Annotated in this window: 19 protein-coding genes; 1 reads left to right on the top strand and 18 read right to left on the bottom strand. The window is 69.6% G+C overall.

Annotation, left to right across the window (positions count from 1 at the left end; genetic code table 11):
- Positions 1-362 precede the first annotated feature (362 nt).
- The 17 genes from WH85_RS49930 to WH85_RS03835 form a co-directional block, all read right to left on the bottom strand.
- Positions 363-1,013 (bottom strand): hypothetical protein, encoded by a 651-nt coding sequence (locus WH85_RS49930; protein ID WP_157410734.1) that lies wholly within the window; start codon positions 1,011-1,013, stop codon positions 363-365.
- 41 nt (positions 1,014-1,054) lie between these two features.
- Entirely contained in the window at positions 1,055-1,753 is a 699-nt protein-coding gene (locus WH85_RS03910) for a DUF981 family protein (RefSeq protein ID WP_045740269.1), read from the bottom strand.
- A gap of 22 nt (positions 1,754-1,775) precedes the next feature.
- Entirely contained in the window at positions 1,776-2,270 is a 495-nt protein-coding gene (locus WH85_RS03905) for a MarR family winged helix-turn-helix transcriptional regulator (protein WP_052720128.1), read from the bottom strand.
- 590 nt (positions 2,271-2,860) lie between these two features.
- Positions 2,861-3,970 (bottom strand): alpha/beta hydrolase, encoded by a 1,110-nt coding sequence (locus WH85_RS46635; RefSeq protein WP_052720127.1) that lies wholly within the window; start codon positions 3,968-3,970, stop codon positions 2,861-2,863.
- A gap of 176 nt (positions 3,971-4,146) precedes the next feature.
- Positions 4,147-4,341, bottom strand: a complete 195-nt coding sequence (locus tag WH85_RS03895; protein WP_157410733.1) for a hypothetical protein — start codon at positions 4,339-4,341, stop codon at positions 4,147-4,149.
- A gap of 59 nt (positions 4,342-4,400) precedes the next feature.
- Entirely contained in the window at positions 4,401-5,444 is a 1,044-nt protein-coding gene (locus WH85_RS03890) for an alpha/beta hydrolase (RefSeq protein WP_169792405.1), read from the bottom strand.
- A gap of 124 nt (positions 5,445-5,568) precedes the next feature.
- Positions 5,569-6,561 carry a VldE C-terminal domain-containing protein gene (locus tag WH85_RS03885; protein WP_045740267.1) on the bottom strand — a complete coding sequence of 331 codons (993 nt, stop codon included), beginning with the start codon at positions 6,559-6,561 and terminating at the stop codon, positions 5,569-5,571.
- A 94-nt stretch (positions 6,562-6,655) separates the two neighbouring features.
- Entirely contained in the window at positions 6,656-7,102 is a 447-nt protein-coding gene (locus tag WH85_RS46630; protein ID WP_052720125.1) for a hypothetical protein, read from the bottom strand.
- Positions 7,099-7,380, bottom strand: coding sequence for a hypothetical protein (locus WH85_RS03875; RefSeq protein ID WP_045740266.1), 282 nt, complete (start codon positions 7,378-7,380; stop codon positions 7,099-7,101). The genes WH85_RS46630 and WH85_RS03875 overlap by 4 nt, the downstream gene beginning before the upstream one ends.
- The gene (locus tag WH85_RS03870) at positions 7,380-7,682 is read right to left on the bottom strand and encodes a hypothetical protein (RefSeq protein ID WP_157410732.1); all 303 of its coding nucleotides are present in this window, start codon (positions 7,680-7,682) and stop codon (positions 7,380-7,382) included. Before WH85_RS03870 ends, WH85_RS03875 begins: the two co-directional genes overlap by 1 nt.
- Positions 7,679-8,293: a hypothetical protein gene (locus WH85_RS03865; RefSeq protein ID WP_052720124.1), complete on the bottom strand. Its 615-nt coding sequence runs from the start codon at positions 8,291-8,293 to the stop codon at positions 7,679-7,681. The genes WH85_RS03870 and WH85_RS03865 overlap by 4 nt, the downstream gene beginning before the upstream one ends.
- A complete protein-coding gene (locus WH85_RS03860) occupies positions 8,293-10,149 on the bottom strand; it encodes a type IV secretory system conjugative DNA transfer family protein (protein WP_045740395.1) in 1,857 nt (618 codons plus the stop codon). The genes WH85_RS03865 and WH85_RS03860 overlap by 1 nt, the downstream gene beginning before the upstream one ends.
- A complete protein-coding gene (locus tag WH85_RS03855; RefSeq protein ID WP_245673809.1) occupies positions 10,149-11,720 on the bottom strand; it encodes a hypothetical protein in 1,572 nt (523 codons plus the stop codon). Before WH85_RS03855 ends, WH85_RS03860 begins: the two co-directional genes overlap by 1 nt.
- Positions 11,717-13,234, bottom strand: coding sequence for an SCO6880 family protein (locus WH85_RS03850; RefSeq protein ID WP_045740264.1), 1,518 nt, complete (start codon positions 13,232-13,234; stop codon positions 11,717-11,719). Before WH85_RS03850 ends, WH85_RS03855 begins: the two co-directional genes overlap by 4 nt.
- Before the next feature lie 26 nt (positions 13,235-13,260).
- On the bottom strand, positions 13,261-15,429 hold the full coding sequence (locus tag WH85_RS03845) for an ICP22 family protein (protein ID WP_157410731.1): 2,169 nt from the start codon (positions 15,427-15,429) through the stop codon (positions 13,261-13,263).
- An 8-nt stretch (positions 15,430-15,437) separates the two neighbouring features.
- Positions 15,438-15,809, bottom strand: a complete 372-nt coding sequence (locus WH85_RS03840) for a hypothetical protein (protein ID WP_245673808.1) — start codon at positions 15,807-15,809, stop codon at positions 15,438-15,440.
- Positions 15,809-16,828, bottom strand: coding sequence for a MinD/ParA family ATP-binding protein (locus WH85_RS03835; protein ID WP_157410730.1), 1,020 nt, complete (start codon positions 16,826-16,828; stop codon positions 15,809-15,811). The genes WH85_RS03840 and WH85_RS03835 overlap by 1 nt, the downstream gene beginning before the upstream one ends.
- A gap of 494 nt (positions 16,829-17,322) precedes the next feature.
- On the opposite strand from WH85_RS03835, the gene WH85_RS49925 reads away from it, so the two are divergent.
- Complete coding sequence (locus WH85_RS49925; RefSeq protein ID WP_157410729.1) at positions 17,323-18,168, top strand: hypothetical protein; 846 nt, start codon at positions 17,323-17,325, stop codon at positions 18,166-18,168.
- An 87-nt stretch (positions 18,169-18,255) separates the two neighbouring features.
- Here WH85_RS49925 and WH85_RS03825 read toward each other — a convergent pair whose 3' ends face one another.
- Positions 18,256-19,413: a histidine decarboxylase gene (locus WH85_RS03825; protein WP_045740392.1), complete on the bottom strand. Its 1,158-nt coding sequence runs from the start codon at positions 19,411-19,413 to the stop codon at positions 18,256-18,258.

Genomic DNA, 19,413 nt, shown 5'->3' with positions numbered 1-19,413 from the left:
CGGTCGACACGCTCCTGTGGGACCCGGACCGCTTCGCGGAGCCGGAGGTGCACGGAGTCCGGCAGGCCAAGGCGCATTGCCGCGTCACGGATCATCGGTGCTCGTTCAGCGGTCACTGTCAGATCGTCGCCGGTCGGTTCGGCACGAGCGACCGCATCCCATAGGGGTAGAGCCATGCGGGCATCGAGCCCTGCGGTGGCGCACCCGTTCGCGAAGGCGGCGGCCAAGTAGACATCATTCGGGCTGAGGTGGCGGGATTGTCTGCGGTCCAGCCAGGCGTCGTCTTTCCGGACGTGACGACGCAGGCTGCCTCAGTGACCTCGGCCGCTCCGGCAAATTGGGCCGGGGCGACCGAGGCGGCACTACTCGTGGCGCAGTTCGTCAAGGACGTGCTGCGCAGATGCGACCAGGAGAGCCTGCGTGTTCAGCAGTTCAGTGGTGGCGCTGTTCACCGGGATGAGGGCGATGCTCAGGTAGAGGTTGCCGTCATAGGCCATCAGGTGTGGGCCGGTGGTGGGGTCGGTGTAGACGGCGGCCTGCTGACCGATGCCCGGCACATCGGTCACTGCGGTGGACCTCTGCTGGGCGCCGTGCATTCCTTCGTAGAACCCCTGCGCCGATCCTTCTTTGCTCGTCATGACCTCCACGGAGATCAAGCTGCGCATTCCTGCAGGTCCGTACTGATGACTGCAGGTGGCGAGCGAGGATGTCCTGCTGTCGCTGAACCGCGGTTGTCCCAGGTTGCCAGCGTTGACGCCGAGCGCCTGGGTCAGGCGCGTATGGTCCAGTGTGCCGCAGATGTCGCGCCGGTTGACATAGCGTGCCGCGGTGGTGGCGCGCGGCGGTCCCGGGCTTGCCGGCTGGGTAGCGGTAGACGCCGAGGCGCTCGCTCGTACGCTGGCCGTGGGCTGGGTGCTGCCTATGTCGTCACAAGCTCCCATTCCAAACGCCAGCAGCATGGCCGCGATCCCGCAGGCGGCACGGGCAGTCACGATGGTCGGTGAAAGGGACATGAGTCGCCGCCTTCGGGTTGAAGAGGTCGCGGTTACGGTCCCTACCACCGGTAGTCCGAGCCATTGACGGAGTTAATGACCATGCCCGTGTGGGTGTAGAAGTTCATCGCGGAGAACAGCGCGAAACCGATGCCCGCGACGGTCCAGGCCCAGTAGAGGACCTGCCAGCTGCGGCGGCTGCCGGGCCGGGCAGCGAAGGGAAACAGCAGGCAACCCAGCGCGGCGGGGCCATAGAGCGCAGCGGCGAAGAACGTGTTCTCGATGGCGGGGTGCTGGTGCAGCAGCCCGGTGATGGGTTCCTCGGCAGGTGCGGCGCTGATGACGTCGAAACGCAGAATCGCCAGGGTGCACCAGGTCATGACGAGTCCGAGGAGGAAGACGACGATGCCCACGGGGCCCAGAGCGTCCGGTAGCCGGTCGGGGGCTAAGGCCGGTGCAGTCCGGCTGATCCGCCACGCGGCGGCCAGCAGAAGCACACCGAGCAGAAGAGCTGGCTCGCCGAATATCGTGTCGATGTAGGGCTTGGCTTCGGCGAGCGGATGGGTGGCGGTCATGGCGCCGCCGAGCCCGGTCAGCAGCAGGCCGAGGACGCCGAACGCGGCGGCCCAGCCGCTGTGGTCGGCCGGTGCGCGCACCAAGGGCATGGGCATGCGTTCGTTGCGCAGCCAAGCCCAGTAACGCGGGACGAGGATCAGCGCTGCGCCCGCGGCGACGCCGATGGTTGTGTTGTACATGATCATGTTGACTCCTGGCCGGTAGAGGTCATCGGTGGTGTGCGGTGATGAGGAGCCGCAAGACGTCAATGTCGTTCCGGCTGGCGCCGGCATGGGTGTCGAGCAGGGTGTTGAGCTCAGCGATGAGCTGGCCGCGTAGCTGCTGGTTGAGTGCCCATCCCGCGGCAGTAGGCGCGAGCAGGGACCGGCGGCGGTCTTTGGTGGGGACGCTGCGGCGTAGTAGGCCGCGTCTGATGAGAGCAGCGGCGTAGCGGGTGACGGAGCCTTTGGACACCTGCGCCAGGGCGGCGACGACGCCGGTGTCGACGGGTCGGTGCATGACGGTCAGGTGCAGCACGTCGTAGCTGGTCCAGGTCAGGTTGGCGTCGCGGAGGACGGCGGCCTCGAGGTGGTGGCGGGCGAAGTTCGCGGTGCGGCACAGCTGCGCGAGGCGATCCAGCTGCCCCGACCCGGCCTCGGCGGCTGCGATATCCGGTACCGCCGGCATCGCCGGTTCGGCGATGCCGACGGCACTCGATGGCATTTCGCTCATCATCGGTCCCGGGCGCCCTGCTCAAGGAGTGCCATCAGATCCGGCTGTGCCCGGGTCTTGCCGTGGCGGTGGTGATCGCCGCTGGTCCAGTCAGCCAGCCGGCGTACGGGCCAGAACTGGTGCGCATCGTCGAGCCCGCCTGTGGTGGTGGGCAGGTGTCGGGTAGGCCGGGCGGCCCGGTGACTAGCCGCATGTGCGTGCATCATGGGGTCCTTTCCAGAGAAGTTCGCCTGTCGTGGTGGCTCTGCAGGTCCGCGCCGGTCATCACCGGCACGACGCGACCAGCGGGGGCGGTGCGCTGGTGGTCAAGCCAGGTGGTGATGGCCGTGAACGCCAGCCGGTGCAGATTGATCGAATGGCCCGGTCCGCGAGATGATCGCCGCGGCCAGTGGGGGCCGATCGGGAACGCGGTGTGTTCGCGCTGGCAGATAAGGCCACGAGGCGCCGTCCGGAGCCCTGCCGGGCGCGATGGGTATGGGTGGTGGCGGGGTTGGTGTGCATGGCGTGATTTCTCCTTGATCGTCTCGGTTTCGGGGAGCAGGCTGCGCGACGACTGCGGGACGGACCAGCAGTCGTGGTGGTCAGCGCTGGCAGGTAGTGACAGCAGGACGGGGCCCGGTGCGCGTCACCGTCCGGCTGATCCACCGGTTTGCCGCCGTGAACATCGCAGCCGCGCCGCGGTGCAGGTCGATCGCGTGCCCGGCGCCGGGCACCACGAGGGTGTCGACCGGTGTGCCGGGTGAGTAGAAGCCGTGAGTGCGCTGGCACAGCTCCGTTCCGGTGCCGCAAGGCCGTGTGGTGTTACAGAACAGCGAGTCGTGGCTGCCGACGATCAACAGGACGGGGATCGTGATCTGCCGGCTGGCGGCGATGTAGGCGTCCGCGGTCATCGTGGCGAGCTCGCCGCTGGTGCCGACCGCTTTACTGGCTTCCTGCCAGCGTGCCGCCCCTGGTACTGCGGTCGAGGTGTCCAGGAAGAAGCCTGCCCGGGTGCCAGGCGGGGTGGTCACATAGCCGTCCGGCACCCGCGAGCGGGCGAACTTCGGATCCGAGCTGGCCGGGTAGAGGCTGTTCTGGAACGCCTTCAAGCCCGGCTGGTTGTAGTCGAACAGCTTGCCGGTCAGCACCAAAGCGTTGAAATCACGGTGGGCGGCGGCTTCGGCGGCCAGGACAATAGACCCGTATGAGTGGCCCACGCCGATGACATTCGCGAACCGGGCGATGCGGCCGTCACGTAGTCCGGTGGCGATCTGGTGCAGCGCTTCGGCCTCGGTGCCCACGGTCACCTGTGTGGCGGGTGGCCGGTCACTGGCGCCGACACCGGGCCGGTCGATCAGGTACACGGCGTCGCCGTGCGCGAGGGCGCCGGCGGTCCAGTTCGTCGACGCGCTCAGCCCGGTCCAGTAGGTGTGGTCGTAGGTGAATCCGGAGACGAGCAGTTGCACGGTGCGGGCGCCGCCTCGAGGTATGCAGAGCCACCCGGCGATCCGGTAGTGCGGTGCGGTGCGCTCTGGGGTGAGCGTGATGCTGGTGTCGTGACGCTTGCAGGCCGCTTGTCCGGGATGCGGTGATGAGCGGGAATGTGCGTGGGCCGCGGACGTCGGGGCGAAGACGGCGGTGATCAGCAGCAGCGTCAGTGATGCGACGACTCTCAGCCGCTGAAGCCCTTGGGCGGTGGTGGACGTGTGCATGGTGTTCTCCTTCAGCTGTGAAGGGGGTGATTTCGGCTGCGAGGGCCGGGTTGCTCATGGAAGGGCCGGTCTGCCAAAGCTGCGGTCCTGCGGGCGTAGCCGCGGCGGCATCGCGCACGGATGGCCGGCATTTGGCGCAGCGACGGCGGCGACACCCAATGGCTTCTCGCTCATCGTCAGGCTCCTGTTCCCGGCGCGAGGAGCGCCGGCGGGCACGGCCGTGACCTGGTCTTGCTGTGACGGTGGTGGTCACCCCTGGTCCAGGCCGCCAGCGAGCGCACGGGCCAGAACTGGTGCGCGTCGTCGAGCCCGCCCGTCGTGTTGAGCAGGGAACGTCGGGCGAGTTGGTGGCTGGCCATGTAGGCGTGCATGGTCGTGCTCCTTTCCATAGAGGTTCGCCTGTTGTGGTGGGTCTGCAGGTACGCGCCGGTCATCGCCGGCACGACGACACCAGCGGCGTGGCCGGGGTGCTGTGCTGGTGGTGGAGCCAGGTGGTGATGGCCGTGGACGCCAGGGGTGCTGCGCGGTGCAGGTTGATCGAATGGCCGGTCCGCGGGATGGTCGCCGCGGCCAGGACCGTGCTGGGCGGGAAAGCGGTGTGTTCGCGTTGGCAGATGTCGGCTGGTGTGGTGCACGGCTGGCCGGTGGCGCAGAACAGGGTGTCGGTGGCGCCGATCACGAACAGGACGGGCACGGTGATGGCGCGGCTGTAGGCCAGCTCGTCGTCCGGGGTGAAGGTCAGTTCGCCGGTCGTGGCGGTCGTCTTGCTCTGCTCGTCCCAGTCGGCGGCGCCGCGGACGGCGGTGTTCGGGTCGAGGAAGTACCCGGGTCGGCTGCCGGGTCGGGTGGTCAGGTAGCCCTCCGGTGGGGAGGAGCTGGCGAACTTGGGATCGGCGGCGGCCGGGTACAGGTCGGTGGTGAAGCGGGTCATCTGGTCGACGCGGATGTCGTGGAGCAAGCCGGTGAGCACGAGCGCGTCGACGTCGCGGTAGGTGGCGGCCTCGGCCATCGCGATGACCGAGCCGTAGGAGTGCCCAACGGCAACGACGTGGGTGAACCGGCCGATGGTGCCGTCGCGCAGCGCGCGGATCACCTGGTGGGTGACGGTGGCTTCGGTGGTGGTGGTGACCTGGTCGGCGGGTGGCCGGTCGCTGGCGCCGGTGCTGATGCGGTCGATGAGGTAGGCGGCGTCACCGGCGGCCAGCGCCGTGTCGGTGTAGTTGGTGCGCTGATCGAGGCCGGTCCAGTAGCGGTGGGTGTAGGTGAGGCCGGGGATCAGTACCTGCACGGTCGTGGTGGTGCGGGCCGGCCGGCACAGCCATCCGGCGAGCCGGTACTGCGGCGCGTCGGGACTGGAGGTCAGCGTGACGGCCAGGTCGTGCCGGGCGCATCCCGGACGAGTCGCTGATGGCGGTTGCGCGTGCGCGGCGGGCGTGGCCAGCGTCAAGCCGGCCAGGATGAAAGCCACGGCCATCGCCAGCGGCGTAAGCAGACGACGGGTTTGGCGCCGAGCGTCTGAGTTGGCGGCCGGTGTGGTGTTGGACAGCATGCGCTGCTCCTTCGGTTTGTCGAATGAAGGCGGTCGGGTAACGGCGTTGTCACTCGACGCTGATGTGGACGTGGTTGGTGTGCCATCCGCTCGGGTCGTCGCCGCCGAAGGGGTTGTTGTAGGCGTGCCAGCCTTCGGAGCGGGTCCAGATGCGGCGGAACCAGATGACGTACTTGATGCCGAGGCGATCGGCATTGGCCACGGCCCATGCAGCCATGGCATCGCCGCGGGCTTTCTGGGCGCCGGAGGCTTCGCCGCCGGAGGTCATCATGAAGTCGCAGGCGCGGCCCTTGGGGTGCTCGCCGTGATCGTCGACGCGGTAGCAGCCTGGCTTCGGAAAGCCGGCTGCTTCGGCTTGTTGTACGAGGTGCAACGTGCGTGGTGTCAGGCAGCCGAGCCCGGTGGTGGGATCGGGTCGGATGCTGCAGGGCTCGTCCGGCCATGAGCCGTCGGGATTGCGCGTGACCGCGTCCGCCATGCCAGCCGTGGTGGCGGAGCAGTCCGGCGTGCTGCCGGGATCTGCGCCCATCTGTTGGCCTAGAGCGGTAGCGTCGTCTTCCCACTTCGCATAGGCGTTCGGGAGTGCGGAGCCTTGGACGGCTTGAGCGGCTTCGGTCAGTGGCATGGTCTGCCAGCCGCGGATCGTGGCGAGTTTGTCGTAGAACTTGCCGGCGGCATAGACGGGGTCGCCGATCTGGGATGGGGTTCCCCAGCCTTGGCTGGGGCGTTGCTGGAACAGGCCGATGGAATCCCTGTCACCACCGGGAAGGTTGCGCAGCCCGGACTCCTGCATGGCGGTCGCGAGCGCGATGATCTGCCCGCGTGCCGGGATGCGCTGTTCGGCGCCGACGCTGACGATCGTGCGGGCGTTGGCCAGTTGTTCGGCGTCCCACTGCCCTGCGGGTTGACTGCTGGCCGCCGACATCGCCGGCGCGGGGACGCACTCGTCGTTGACGGTGGTCAGCAGCAACAGCGGTCCGGCGAGGCAGCAGCCGACCAGCAGGAGGGCGCCCACGACCAGGGCGACGGCGCGGTTGGTCATGGCCGTCGCCGAGGCGTGTGGGCCGCACGGCGTGATGGACCGACCCCCGAGCCGGGTCTCGGTCCGGTGGTCCCGGTGACAAGGGTCGGTGGTGTCATGGTGTCGGCGCCGGACGAGCGTGGTCGATCAGCCATCGCCCGCCTGTGCTGGCGATGGTGACGCGGATGAGTCCGGCGTCGGTCGGCACGTCCGCGACCACGACGGCCGTGTTAGCCGACACTGCGCGCGGGCTGCCCGTCACCGCGTGGGCGGGAACCTGTGCCGGATCGGTGTCGGCGAGCAGCTGCGCGTAGGCCGGCGTCACCATCGGCTGCATGCCGGTGTACCAGGCGTTGCGGTCGAGCGTGGGCCGGGCCCACAACCGGATGTAGGTCACGGCGGCGAGCAGCGCGGCGTTGCGGCGTGGCCCGCCGATGGGAGCGGGATGACCGCTGGCGGTCGTGGCTTGTTCGCTCGGCGCGGTGGAGCTGTTGGTCGGGCTGCACCCCGCCGTTAGGAGGACGGCGAGACCGCAGACGGCGGCCAGTCGCCGGCAGTTCATGCTGTTCCGTCGTTGTGTTCGGGCCAGCTGCCCAGGGCGTCGTTGGCGGTGGCGGCCATGTCACGCAGCCGGGTGTGCAACCTGGTCATCGCCGTCTGGCGTTGCTGGGCGGTGTCGGCGGTGTGCGCCTCGAGCAGCGCGCTGTTGACCGCGGTGCCTTGCTCATCGAGCGCACGAAGGATGTCGAGGTAGAGCAGATAGCCACTGCCGGGCGGAGGGCCGGCGGCCGCATCATCCGTGGCGTCGCGGTCGTGGGCGAGGGTGGTGTGGCCGGGCATCAGTCCTCCAGGCCGGGGTCGTCGTCGACATCGGTGTCGTAGTCGCCGTCGAGACGGCCGTCGGTCTCGGCATCAAGGCGTACGCGTTCCTCATCGGCGTATTCGGCGGCGCGATCGTCGGCGTCGTACTCGGCGTCCAGGTCACTCACGGGTTCGGTCTCCTCTGGCTGCGGTGTTTCCTCATCGGCTTCGGGTTCGGTGATGCGCTGGAAGAGGTCGTCGACGTCGCGGTACATGGCCCGCAAAGTGGTGTTGAGGCGGTCCCAGGCGGCATCCGAGGTCACTTCGGCGGGCATGGTCATGACGTCGCCTCCTGCGGGCTGCCGGCCGGTTCGCCGGCCGTCCGGTCGTCGAGGTCGGCGTCGGCGACCAGGACGGCGGCTTCACGCCATTCCTCGGGCCAGGTGAGGTCGAGGTGCCGGTCGGTGTGGGTGCCGTTGCGGCAGCGGGTGTAGTCGTCCCAATCGCGCAGCCGCAGCCGGGCGCGGGCGAAGCGTTCGTGCCACAGCAGCGGCCCGTCCGCCGGCGCCGTGTCGTCGTACGCGGTGTGCCAGGCGGCGGCGAGCCCCGTCAGCTCTTCGATCAGCGGCGGGTGCTGGTACCAGCAGGCCGGGATCTCTTCGGCGAGCTGGTAGCGGTCGACGGCCCAGCCGACCCAGTCGATCAGCCACGCCCACACCTGCGCGGCGGCGTCGCGGTCAAGGTCGGCCCAGCGCAGCGGCCACGGAATGCTCGGTGGGGCCTTGCGTGGTCCGGCGTTCTGGCCGCGGGCGACGGTGTCGGCCAGGGCGAGGTGTTGCTGGTGCAAGGTGTCGACAGCCTGGGTCAGCCTGGCCATGGATGCGGCGAGCTGTGCGACCGCGACCATGTCCGGCGGCGGGTCTTCGGGAAGTTGGAAGTCGGAAGCGTCCATCAGGCGGCCTCGGCGAGTCGTTTGCGGAAGGCGTCGCGGCCGGCGGTCAGCTCGCCGGCGTCGGGGCGTTCCCACCACGCCGGTACGGCGAGCTCGACCGGGGGCATGTTGCCGACCAGGGCCAGGGCGCGGCCTTCGGGCAGGGTGCGCAGGTCGGCCACGTCCAGGAGGTTTTCGCGGCGGGTGCTTTCGTTGACCGAGGCCCGACCGCCGCCCCAGGAGTGGCTGGAGGTGATGTCGGTGACCTGCCCGGCCAGGGCTTGCGCGTCGCGCAGGCCGGTGACGTCGGTGCTGCCGCCGATGAGCAGCCGGGCGCTGGCGGAGTCGGCGATGGCCCGCCCGCCCTTGTCGCCCCAGCGTTCGCGGAGCTGGTGCAGGTTCTGCGCGAATACGCTGACGGCGATGCCGGAGCCGCCGCCCTCGTTCATCAGGCTGGGCAGGCTGGGCAGGGGTGCGATGTTGGTGATCTCGTCGCCGATGAAGTACAGCGTCGGTTCGATCCGCCCGCCCGGCGCGGTGAGCGCGAGGCGTTTGGCCTGGTAGATGATATCCTCGCTCAGCGCGGCGAGCAGTGGAGCGATCAGGGCTTGGGCGTCGCGGGTGCCGACCAGGTAGATGGTGCCGGACTCGCGCAGCCAGTCGACCGGCTTGAACTGGGTGCCGCGCGGTGGCGAGCAGGCCAGCAGGACGCGGGGGTCGTTGAACGCATCCAGGGCGCCGGAAACGACGGTTTGGATGGTGTCGCGGGCCCTACCGCTGGTTTCGCGGTGCCGGGCGAGGCGGTCGGCCCAGGAGTCGACACCGTGCGCGCGCAGGATCCGTTCCGGCCGGGAGTTGGACGGGTTCTGCGACCAGGCCAGGACGTCGAGCATGGTGGCGTGCTCATCCAGGGCGGCGGCGTGCAGCAGCCCGCGCAGGATGGTCGCGGCCTGGTCGCGGAACCACTTGCCGTTCTCCACCGACTCGTCGCCGATACCCGAGCCGGCGGCGAAGCCGTTGGCCCTGAGCATGGCGACGATCTGGTCGTCGGCGCCCTCGATCGGGGACCACGCCATGCGGGGCACGCCGCGGATCTCGCCTTGCGGCTCGAAGATGTGGGTGGGGCCGATCGCGGCGCGGCGGTCGTAGGTGATCTCCGCGACGTCCAGGCGAGTGGAGGTGGTGATGACCGCGCCGCGCGCGTCGGCGACCGCCGGGATCACGTACCGGGTGGTCTTGTTGCCGAAGCGCGGCACCGCGGCGGCCAACAACGTGTATTCGTTGGCCAGGTAGAGCGGCCGGCCGCTGGTGGCGTCGTTGCCCAGGAACCGGGCGACCTCGAGGGGGTCCCGGCGCCGAACGGTCTTCGCGGCCCGGGCGAGCTGGTCGTCGGCGTCGACGATCGTGAGCCCGGGGCGCACGACGTCGACGCGAGCGCGGACCGCGTCGGCAGTCAGCGTGCGGTGCAGGTCGGAGTGGGTGGCGAACCCGCTGCGGCGCATCCGGGTCTTGGCCACGTGCAAGGCCGGCGCGGCGATCCCGGCGAGGATGCCGAAGAAGGTCAGCGCCCACAGCGGATACAGCAGCCACGGCCCCCCGACCACCGGGCGGGCGGTGGCCGGCCACGCGTCGGCGGGCCGGTCCATGTGGCCGGTCAGGCGCACCACGATCCCGGGCGTCTGACCGATCGTGGTGTCCGCCCACTGGTGGTGGACCAACAGGGCGGACAGCTGCCCGGCCGCCCATAGCGACACCACGCCAACTACGGCGATCACGACGAAAAGCACGAGCAGGACCAGCCGGCCGAGGATGTCGGCGCGGGCCCGGCCCTGCCGGGGCGGGCGGTGACCGGGTGAGGACAGCGGCGGGCGGGCCATCACGCAGCCGCCGTCTCGGTGGCGGCGGCCAGCCGGGCGTCGTAGTCGGCGCCGTCGACCGGTGCGGCCGGCTCGTCGGCTTCCATGCGGCTATCGGTGTGCACCATCGCCGTCTCCAGCCGGGACAGCTGGTGTTTGACGACGAAGGAGCGGGTGCCGATCTTCCACAGGCCGACGCCCTGGCGCAGGTAGCGCATCAGGTCGGTCTCGACATCGGAGGTGCCGAGGAATTCGCGGGCCTGTTCCAGGCTGCCGGTGGCCTGGCGGTAGGAGACCCGCACACCGGAGTCCTCGATCAGGCCCCGAGCGATGCGGACCTGTTCGGAGTCAGCCGACCCGGACGCGGCCAGATCACTGAAGCGGTGGAACGCCAGCACGTTGGCGATGCCCAGCGCCCGGGCCAGCTTGAGCTGTTCACGCATGCGGCGGATCAGCGGCAGGTGCCGGGCGATGAGCGCGAACTCGTCGTAGAAACAGACCCGCGGCGGGGCGTCCGGCGCGGACAGTTCGGTCTCCAGCCAGGACTGGGCACAGGTCATCGCCATCGCGGTCATCTGATCGCTGGCGCGGATGGTGCGCAGGTCCAGGATCGCCCCGGGCTGGGTGAAGTCCAGGCGCGCGTTGGATTCGACCGGGCCGTCGAACACCCCACCCAACGCTCCACTGATCAAGCGCTCGAGGGCCAGGCGGACTCGGCGCGAGTCGGTGACGAACGTGTCGACGGGGTAGGCGAGCTGGTCGAGGCGGTGCTGCCACAACGTCGGGTCGCCGGTCGCGGCGAGCACCGCGGACAGGGTGGGGGTGGCAAGCCGGCCGGCGGAGGCGTCGTGTTCGCGGGTGACCGCGTCGACGGCGTACTCCAGCAGCGAGCGTTCGGCTTCCTGCAAGGGTCCGCCGAGCTGGATCTCCAGGAGTCCTTCGAGCAGCAGCAGCCGGCGCGAGCGCTGCAGTTGCCGCCACTGGGCTTCGGTCTGCTGCGGGTAGCGGCGGATCCCGGCCAGGGGGTTCATGATCACGCCCAGGCCGGGGCCGATCCGCACCGGTGTGATGCCGGCTGCGGCGGCGAGCTGTTCGTATTCGCCCTTGTAGTCGGTGCCGTAGAACCGGGTCCCGAACGGGATCCCGCGGAACGCGAGGGTCTTGAGCAGCGACGACTTCGCCGAGCCGATCTCGCCGGTGACGACCATGTTCGGGGCGGTGATGATCTTCGCCCGGTACAGCTCGTGCAGGCTGAAGGTGAACGCCGACCTGCTGTAGACCTCCAGGCCGATCAGGGGCCCGTCGACGGGCAGACCCGGGTCGGACACGAACGGATACACCGAGCAGAGCTGGGCGGAGGTGGTGGTCAGCGGCGGCAGTTGCATCTGCCAGAACACCCGGCCGGCCGCCCGGCCGTAGGCGCCACGCCGTCCGACCGGCACCGGGCCGAGCAGCCGGTCCTCCTGCCGGGCCACCGCCGCTTGTTCGCGTTCCAGCGCGGCCTGTGCGTGGGCAAGGTCGCGGGCAGCGGCCCGCTGCTCGATACGGTCCGCGAGAGAACCCTCCCGGCGCAGGACCCGGCGGCGGCTCACGCGGACCACCCCCGGGCGGGCTTCAACCCGCGCGCCAACGGCAGCGCCCCGGCGGCGAACGCCTGGTCCTGCTCCCCCGCCAGGACGATGGCCTCGCAGCCAGCCCGCGAGAGGATCCGTTTGACTGACCGCACATCACGATCGAGGTCCGGCATGGTGGCGGCGGTGACGGTGACCAGCAGCGCGTACCGGTAACGCACGTGCCCGGCGGCCTGCTCCCGGTCGATCTGCTCGACCGCGCGGGCCTCGTCATCCTCCCGAGCCGTCCGCACGAGGCGCAGTTTGCGTTTGGTGACCTCGTCGCCGGCGCGCGACACCTTCTCCCGGCGGGTGGCCAGCTGCGCCACCGCGGCCGGGACCGGCTGCGCGACCAGGCTGACGGTGCGCCGGGAGGTGGTGCGCATGTAGAGCGGGCTCAGCCACGTCGCGGCGACCAGCTGCCGGGGCATCTGCGCCACCCACAGCGTTCTCGAGAACGCGGAGTCGTGCTGGTAGGTGTTCCAACCGACCGTGCGGGCGGCGATCGGCCCGGCCAGGCGCGGTTCGACTCCCGCCGCCGTGGGGCCGTCGCCGGCCGCGGTGGTGCTGGCGCGCAGGTCGACGACTTCCTGATCGTCGGGGTCGAACTGGGTGCGGATGATCGCGGCGTACGCGCGCGGCGACAGCCACCCACCGGTGGTGATCCCGGCCTCGGTCACCGCGGACTCGATACCGGTCAGCCGGTCCAGCACCACCGCGGCGATCGCCGCGTCCGTCCCGCCGGCCTGGGCGATCTCTCCGGACAGCCGGGCGATGTCGAACACCACTGAGAGGTAGATTTCGTGGCGTTGCGCCGCGGGCGCCGCGGCGGCGGTCAGCTGGGCCAGGGACCGGTACGCCGCGGAGCTGGTGTCGACGGCCCGGTTGACCAGGTAACGCTGCGCGGCGTTGCCGGTGTCCGGCACCGCCCGGGAGGTCACCGACCAGCGGATCAGACCGGCGTCGGCGTACTCACTGCCAAGGATGTTGAGCAGTTGTGCCCAGTCGCTCAGCCGCTGGCTCTGCACGTCGCGGTCGGCCAGGATGAGGTTGGTGCCGAAGCACGTCAGCGCCGCGGTCACGGTCTTCTCGCGGCGATGGTGCAGCAGCCCGATCTGTGTGGTGCCATCGGAGGCGGTCGCGTTCAGCCACACGTACGCGGCGGCTGGTCCGGGCAGGTCCATCCATTGCTCGACGCTGCTCGGCGCGTACGGGCCACCGCGGTATTCGGCCTGCCCGGCACGTCGCTGCAGCAGAGCTCCGCCAACGACCGGTGCCCACTCGGTTACCCGGCGGCCTTTGAACCGCAGCAGGCCCAGCGTCACCAGCAGCACGCAGCCGGCGAACGCGCTGATCGCGGGTCCGCGATGGCCGGCGACCAGCAGGTTGAGAGCCACGACAGCGGTGATGACACCGGCCATGACCAGGGCGATCTGGGACCAGGCGAACCCGAGGACCGCTCCGCGCGTCGAGCGCGGCGGGAACTGGAATTTCATCGGTTCTTCTCTCCGTCACGGTCTATCTAGATCGGCACGATGGGCACTTCCGAGGCAGCGGCGGCAGCACCGTCGCCGCTCGCGCCGCCGCCTGCGCGGCCACCGGACTGCTCGCCGTCGGCCGATGGGTTGTGCTGCGGCGGGCTATCCGGCCCCGCTGTCAGAGCGGCTCCTGATTGCTCGCCACCCGCCGACGAAACGCCTGCTGGGTCACCGCCCGCAGCAGCGGGAGACAGTCCGCCGGCCGCATCAGGCATGGGGGAGGTACCGGCTGCAGCGCCGCTGGTATCCGTCCCGGCGCCGGTGAGGTCGCTGGTGAGGCCACCGGTCGGGTCGGCGGTCTGCGCTCCGCCAGGGGTGACCGGTAGCGACCCTTGTGAGCCAGTGGCGTCGCCGGGGGCGGTGAGCTGCCCGGATGCGACGTCGTGCTGCGCGCTTTGCGCGCCCGACTCGATGCCGTTGGCTTCCTCGCCGTTTGGCGCCTCACCGGCGCCGTCCTGGCCTTGTTCGTCACTACCGGCGTCTTGGGCGGGCTGCCCGACCTGGCCGCCGTCGGCACCGGTCGAGGCCGCATCGCCCACCTGCCGGCCGGTGCCGTTACCGACCCCGGCTGCTCCCTCGGCTGCCTCGACCGGTGTGGTCGGCACGCTCGCGGCGTTCTCGTCCATGACGCCGGCGGCACCAGAACCTGGACTTCCACCACCACCTGTGTCGGTGGCTCCGTTGCCGCTGGCGCTGCTGAGGAAGTCGGCGCCCAACTGCAGCGGATTGCCGGCAGTCGACAGGATGCCGTAGGCGTTGACGTCCGAGAGATAGCCGTCCCACAGGGTCGTCAGCCGCAGCAGGATCCACGGCGCCACCACCATCAGCCAGATCAGCAGCACCCCGCGCAGCGCGTTCATCAGGTCGTCCGACCCGTACGCCGACCGGGATCCGTAGATCCACAGCTCGGCGATGAAGAACTTCGACGACCCCAGCGCGTTGACCGTCCAGAACCAGCGGCGTCCCCAAGACCGGGTCTCGTGCATGGCCTGCCCCGACATCGCGACCGCCCCGAACAGGGCGGCGCCGGTGGCCAGCAACCCGCGGAACAGCATGATGACGAACAGCAGGAGCAGGCCGATCGTGGCCAGCACGGACAGCAGCAGCGCGATGAACATCGTCCCGGCGCCGCCGGTGAGGTTGCTGAAACTCTTCACCAGCGCGGACGGGTCGTACAGGGTGCGCGCGTTCGCGTCGATGACCGCGTTCGTGGCCTGGTCCCACGCCGCGACGATCGTGTAGGCCAGCCCGCCGGCGAACGTGACCCCGAGCACTGCCCGCACCAGGCCGCCCAGCGATGCGACCGGGCTGGGCCCGGCGGTGGTACGCAGCCCGTTGATGACCGTGGAGATGATGAAGAAGATGAAGACCAGCCCGACCATCACGCCGGCGACGGAGTTGTAGGTCGAGTAGAACGCTTCGTCCGGCGCCGAGATAGCGGTGACCTTGAAGACCCAGCTCGCCAGTTGGGACAGCAGGAACACCACGCCCTGCACCGCCACGTCCACGAGCCCTTGAATGCCGGCGCGCACACCGGTGTCCAGCGCTTCCTGGGCATGGCGCTGCACCTTGCAGTCAAGGTCAGCGACCGGGCAGTCCGGCGGTTTAGGGTCCGGGTCGTACATCTGGGCGGCCAACGTGGAGACCTGCTGCTGGCAGAAGTTGTATTTGGGCTCGACGGCCGGCTCTGTGTGCGAGTTGGGGTTGTAGCCGACAGGGAGCTGGGCAGCGCAGTTGACCAGCCCCTTGGGGCCGGCGCCGGTGCTCGGGCCGTCCATCAGCACCGACGCGGTCCCGTCGCGCGGGCTATTGCTCAGGGTGATCGACGCGGCGGCGCAGGACTGTTTGTCGGCGTCGCTGGTCGCTTTGCTGCACTGCGTGACCCAGTGCGAGCGCCCTTGATCGGTGGGCTTGTCGACGTGTACGGCCCACGGCATGCACCACGCAACCGACCCGGGTGCTTTCGCCGCGCACGCCGCGTCGACGACCGGACTCGACGGTGCGGGGCTCGGGGCGGGGGCCGCCTCGGCGCGGACCGCACCGCCGAGCAGCATCGCGATGCAGGCACCGAGCAGAAGCAGCCCCCGCGCGATGCCCGACCGGCGCATGAGGCGGTGGCCTGAGCCGATCGGTGGGGCCTGGGTCGCTTGCATGGCCGCGCTCACAGCACCAAGAGGCCGGCGATGATGGCCGTGGCCGAACCGACGATGATCGCCACCAGGCCGTTGCGCCACATCATGCTCTTGCCGCGGTCGGAGACGATGTGGGCGCCGAAGATCGGGCCGACTCCGAAGGCGATTGCTCCGGCTACCAGACCGCAGAAGGCCGCTACGATGCCGAGCCACATGACCGACCGCATGATCGTGTAGAAGATGTCGGATTTCGGGATTTCAGAGCCGTCAGGATGGATTTTGGTCCAGTCGAACCCGCCGGGGCCGTTCGACGGCGTCGGCGTCGGCCCGGGTGCTGCCAGCACGTGCTGGGCGACATCGGGTAGCCGTACGGCGAGCCAAGCAGTCAGCGTGGAGATCATCAGGCGCGCTCCTTTCGGGCAGCGATGGGTAAGGCGACCCGGGGATCGGCGCACCGTGCGATGACGGCGTCGGCCAGCTGCACCAGCGCGGTCCGCGTCTGCTTCTTCAGGCGCCGCGCGTCGACCGGCTCGGGCCGGGCGAGCTGGGGGTCATAAGGAATCGAGACGACGTCAGCGACGACCGAGGCCGCCTGCTGCAGGACGGCGCGCACCGTGCGGTCGGTAGCCGGCGACGCGGCCACGACGGCCAGCACTGCCCGGTCGACCACGGCGCCGTTTCCGGCCGCCCGGAGGTGGGTGAGCAGCCGCATCGTGTGGTGCAGGCTGTCGGTGGTCGCTCGCGCGACCAGCACCGGCGCGTACGCGGCGGCCAGGGTGCGCCAGACGCCTGTGATCATGGCGGGCATGACGTCGCAGATCGTGAGCGGGTAGAGCCGGCGCACCGCCTCGACGACCGCTGCGGCTTCGTCGTGGCGTGGCGGGCGGCGGCCCTGCCCTTCGGTTTCCCCGACCAGCGCCAGCAGCCCCGAGGGGCTGCGCTGGGTCCACCGCTCGACCTCGTAGCGGCCGGTCAGGGTATGCAGGTCGCGAACCGCGTCCCACATAGTCCCGGCGTTCGACCGGCCGATGCGTTCGCCGAGGCCACCCCAGGGCACGGGGTGCATGTCGACGGCAACGACCGGTCCGGGCACAGCAAGGGCGAGCAGGTCGCCGAGGGCGGCGACGAGGGTGGAGCGGCCGACTCCGCCGTCGGCCGACGACATCGCGATCATCGCGGCGGGGTGCAGGGCGGCGGCTTGTAGCCATGTCCGTTCCGCGATGTCTGCGGGTCCGAACTCGCTGGGAACTGCCCGTGCTCGTACGACGAGCGGCTGGTTCACCGGCCCCTCGTGGCTGCGCTGGTCAGCTGCTACCGGATAGGCCGCCCGTTCCGTGCCGCTCTGCGGCGATGCGGAGTCCCCGGCAGCCACCATCACATCGAGGGGTGGCGCATCGGGCGCGGCGATCGAGAGCACCATCCATCCCCTTGGATTAGTTTCGAGTGTCGTCACGTTGTTGGCTGACCACGTGCGATTGATGGGGGCAATCGCACGTGGTCAGCGAAAGGCAGCCGACAGGTACCGGCCGGTGACCCGAGCAGCACGGGGAATTCGCCCGACTAAATCGTCGGTGAATCACTACCCGAGGCGACGATCGACGCCCCCCTCGGACGCATATCCATCGCTCGTCGCCCGATCGCAATACTTTTCGCGCAAATGCGGATCGGTCACGCCATCTACCCTGCCTGGGCTGTTATGGCAACGGCAGTTGTCCGGGGCTGTCCAGCGCTGTCCTTCGCTAACCCGCCACCGGTTTCCATGGATGGCCGGCCGCAGTTGTTTCTCGCCGAGGACGTAACGGCAGGTGACCCGGCCGGCCGATAGGGGCCGGGCAAACAGGTGGTGGTCCTGCCGGGCTGGGCGCTGCGGCGATAGCGGTGGACCGGCTTGCCGGTGACGGCTAATCTCGACCGGTGGCCTTCTGGCGGCGCCGAAAAGCGCCTTCTACCGTCGAAGCGCGGCTGCGCCGCCGCGTCGAGAACTATGTAGACCGCCATGATGCGGGTGCAGCCCTTGAGAGCGAGGCGCTTGTCGATACATCACAGGCACTCGATGCCATCTTGCAGCAGCGCCGTCAGGGTGTAGCGCTGCCAGTGGGTGTTCTGGCCGATGTCATCGTGGTGCATCGTCTGCGTGCGACGAAATTGGCAAGCGCGGAGGACGCTCACGCGTATGTCGCTCTCGCCGTGTGGATGCATGCCGCAAACGGCGGTGACGTCGCACCTCAGCTACGCCGAGAGGTCGATGACGCTATCGCGCGCGGCGCCGAGACGGACGAGCCGACCGCTTTGCTGCGTGCCCTGCAAGGCCATGCCTCAGCCGTCCGCGCACACTGGCTGAAGACTCAGGATCCGGCACTGGCAGACGCTGTTGTTGCCGTTTTCGTGCGGCTGCTCGACCACACGACGGACGACGATCCTGCCTACGCCATGAGGTTGCTCGACCTTGCCGGCGTCACCGCGTCGCGCAGCCGGGTCATGCCGTCTGCGGCGGGGGCTGACCTCGATGACGCCATCGATGTGGCAGAACGCGCTCTAGGCCATCCGCGGATTGTCAACTCCGCCGTTCGGCGGGCTCACCAACTGCTTGGGCCGCTGCTGGTAGCACGTCTCGAACGCGACGGTGTGCGCGCGGACTTCGATCGTGCGCAAAAGTCGTTCAGCACCCTCGTTGACCTTGCCTCAGATGAGCGAGAACGAGAACTCTGCCGACAGGATCTTATTATTCTGCGTCAGCAGTACGCACAACGCGGTCAGTAAAAGACCGCCGCGGAACGTTCGCGCTTCGATTTCATCGTTTCCCTCGCTCTCGCGGCATGCGATGAATAGGGACTCGGGACCTCTTATTTATTGTGAGTTACGGCCGTATGCGGCCAGCGTGTCGACCAGTTGGTCGATGTGCGACGTCTCGACGCCGGGCATGCAGATGATGTGTGACCAGTCGCCTTCTGTCGGCAGGGGCCAGACGGTTGCCATGTTGGCGGGAAGTCGCCTGAGAAGCACGGTGAAGGACAAGGGGTTGCGCCAAGCCGGCCACCCGATGTGGTGCAGTCGTTGGACGGCGTAAGCGGCGACCTCACGAGCTCGCTCGGCACGGGCGGCGTGCCCGGCCGCCCCGAGGGAGGTGGTCGCGTGCCACAGCATGGCTGCGGCAAGGCCGTTGCGAGATCCGCTGATGGTGGTGTCGTGCGTGTTGAGGTACGGCACGGTGGGGCTGAGGTCATCGGGCTGGCGGCGGGTCAGGACGATTCCGCAGACCACCGGGGTTCCGAAGAACTTGTGGCCGGACACGCTGATGCTGTCGGCGCCGTCAGCCAGATCGAAAGCGGGCCGGCTGACGGTGGTAGCGAGCGGGACGCCGGCCATGGCGGCATCGCTGTGCACCTGGCGGTGCCGGATCCCGGCGACGTCGAGGGCGTGGTGGACGTCGGTGACGTCGTCGACGGCCTCGGTCATGGTGGTGCCGATGGTCGCCACGACGATCGCTGGCCGGCTGCGGTTCCGCGCGGCTTTGCGGGTCAGGTCGGTGTAGTCGATCTGACCGCTGGCCATCGTGGCGACCTCGACGGCGGGCAGGCCGAGCAGGTGGCACGCCTTCGGCACGCTGTAATGCGCGGCGCTGGAGTAGTACGCGACGGCGTTCGGGAGTTTCGTGCGCCCGAGCCACAGGCCGTACAGGTTGCCCTCGGTGCCGCCGCTGGTGAGGTAGCCGCTCCAGCCGGGCGGGGCGCGGAACAGTTCGGCGGTGAAGTCGAGCACCTCGCGTTCCAGGTCGTGTACGTGGCCCGGGTACAGCGGGTCGATGCCGGGGTCGCCGACGTTGTTGAGCAGATGACCCAGCAGCGGCGCCAGCGGCCGGTAGTCGATGTCACGGGCAGCGGGAAACCCGATGTTCGTCGGGGCGGCGGCGGCCAGCCGGGCCTCCACAGCGCGCAGGCACGCGTTCATCGCTCGCCCGGCGCCCGGGGACCGGAGGACGGAACCGGCCGGGCGGGTGTCGGTCAT

It is taken from the genome of Actinoplanes rectilineatus (genome assembly GCF_000962825.1).
GTDB classification, from domain to species: Bacteria; Actinomycetota; Actinomycetes; order Mycobacteriales; family Micromonosporaceae; genus Actinoplanes; species Actinoplanes rectilineatus.
Note: the sequence above shows the minus strand (reverse complement) of the source record. Positions and strands in the feature narration are given on the sequence as shown.

What these genes read in the sequence shown, in the direction of transcription:
- WH85_RS49930 (WP_157410734.1), bottom strand. Translation starts at nt 1,013, where the DNA reads ATGTCCCTTTCACCGACCATCGTGACTGCCCGTGCCGCCTGCGGGATC.
- WH85_RS03910 (WP_045740269.1), bottom strand. Translation starts at nt 1,753, where the DNA reads ATGATCATGTACAACACAACCATCGGCGTCGCCGCGGGCGCAGCGCTG.
- WH85_RS03905 (WP_052720128.1), bottom strand. Translation starts at nt 2,270, where the DNA reads ATGCCATCGAGTGCCGTCGGCATCGCCGAACCGGCGATGCCGGCGGTA.
- WH85_RS46635 (WP_052720127.1), bottom strand. Translation starts at nt 3,970, where the DNA reads ATGCACACGTCCACCACCGCCCAAGGGCTTCAGCGGCTGAGAGTCGTC.
- WH85_RS03895 (WP_157410733.1), bottom strand. Translation starts at nt 4,341, where the DNA reads ATGCACGCCTACATGGCCAGCCACCAACTCGCCCGACGTTCCCTGCTC.
- WH85_RS03890 (WP_169792405.1), bottom strand. Translation starts at nt 5,444, where the DNA reads ATGGCCGTGGCTTTCATCCTGGCCGGCTTGACGCTGGCCACGCCCGCC.
- WH85_RS03885 (WP_045740267.1), bottom strand. Translation starts at nt 6,561, where the DNA reads ATGACCAACCGCGCCGTCGCCCTGGTCGTGGGCGCCCTCCTGCTGGTC.
- WH85_RS46630 (WP_052720125.1), bottom strand. Translation starts at nt 7,102, where the DNA reads ATGAACTGCCGGCGACTGGCCGCCGTCTGCGGTCTCGCCGTCCTCCTA.
- WH85_RS03875 (WP_045740266.1), bottom strand. Translation starts at nt 7,380, where the DNA reads ATGCCCGGCCACACCACCCTCGCCCACGACCGCGACGCCACGGATGAT.
- WH85_RS03870 (WP_157410732.1), bottom strand. Translation starts at nt 7,682, where the DNA reads ATGACCATGCCCGCCGAAGTGACCTCGGATGCCGCCTGGGACCGCCTC.
- WH85_RS03865 (WP_052720124.1), bottom strand. Translation starts at nt 8,293, where the DNA reads ATGGACGCTTCCGACTTCCAACTTCCCGAAGACCCGCCGCCGGACATG.
- WH85_RS03860 (WP_045740395.1), bottom strand. Translation starts at nt 10,149, where the DNA reads ATGGCCCGCCCGCCGCTGTCCTCACCCGGTCACCGCCCGCCCCGGCAG.
- WH85_RS03850 (WP_045740264.1), bottom strand. Translation starts at nt 13,234, where the DNA reads ATGAAATTCCAGTTCCCGCCGCGCTCGACGCGCGGAGCGGTCCTCGGG.
- WH85_RS03845 (WP_157410731.1), bottom strand. Translation starts at nt 15,429, where the DNA reads ATGCAAGCGACCCAGGCCCCACCGATCGGCTCAGGCCACCGCCTCATG.
- WH85_RS03840 (WP_245673808.1), bottom strand. Translation starts at nt 15,809, where the DNA reads ATGATCTCCACGCTGACTGCTTGGCTCGCCGTACGGCTACCCGATGTC.
- WH85_RS03835 (WP_157410730.1), bottom strand. Translation starts at nt 16,828, where the DNA reads ATGGTGCTCTCGATCGCCGCGCCCGATGCGCCACCCCTCGATGTGATG.
- WH85_RS03825 (WP_045740392.1), bottom strand. Translation starts at nt 19,413, where the DNA reads ATGACCGACACCCGCCCGGCCGGTTCCGTCCTCCGGTCCCCGGGCGCC.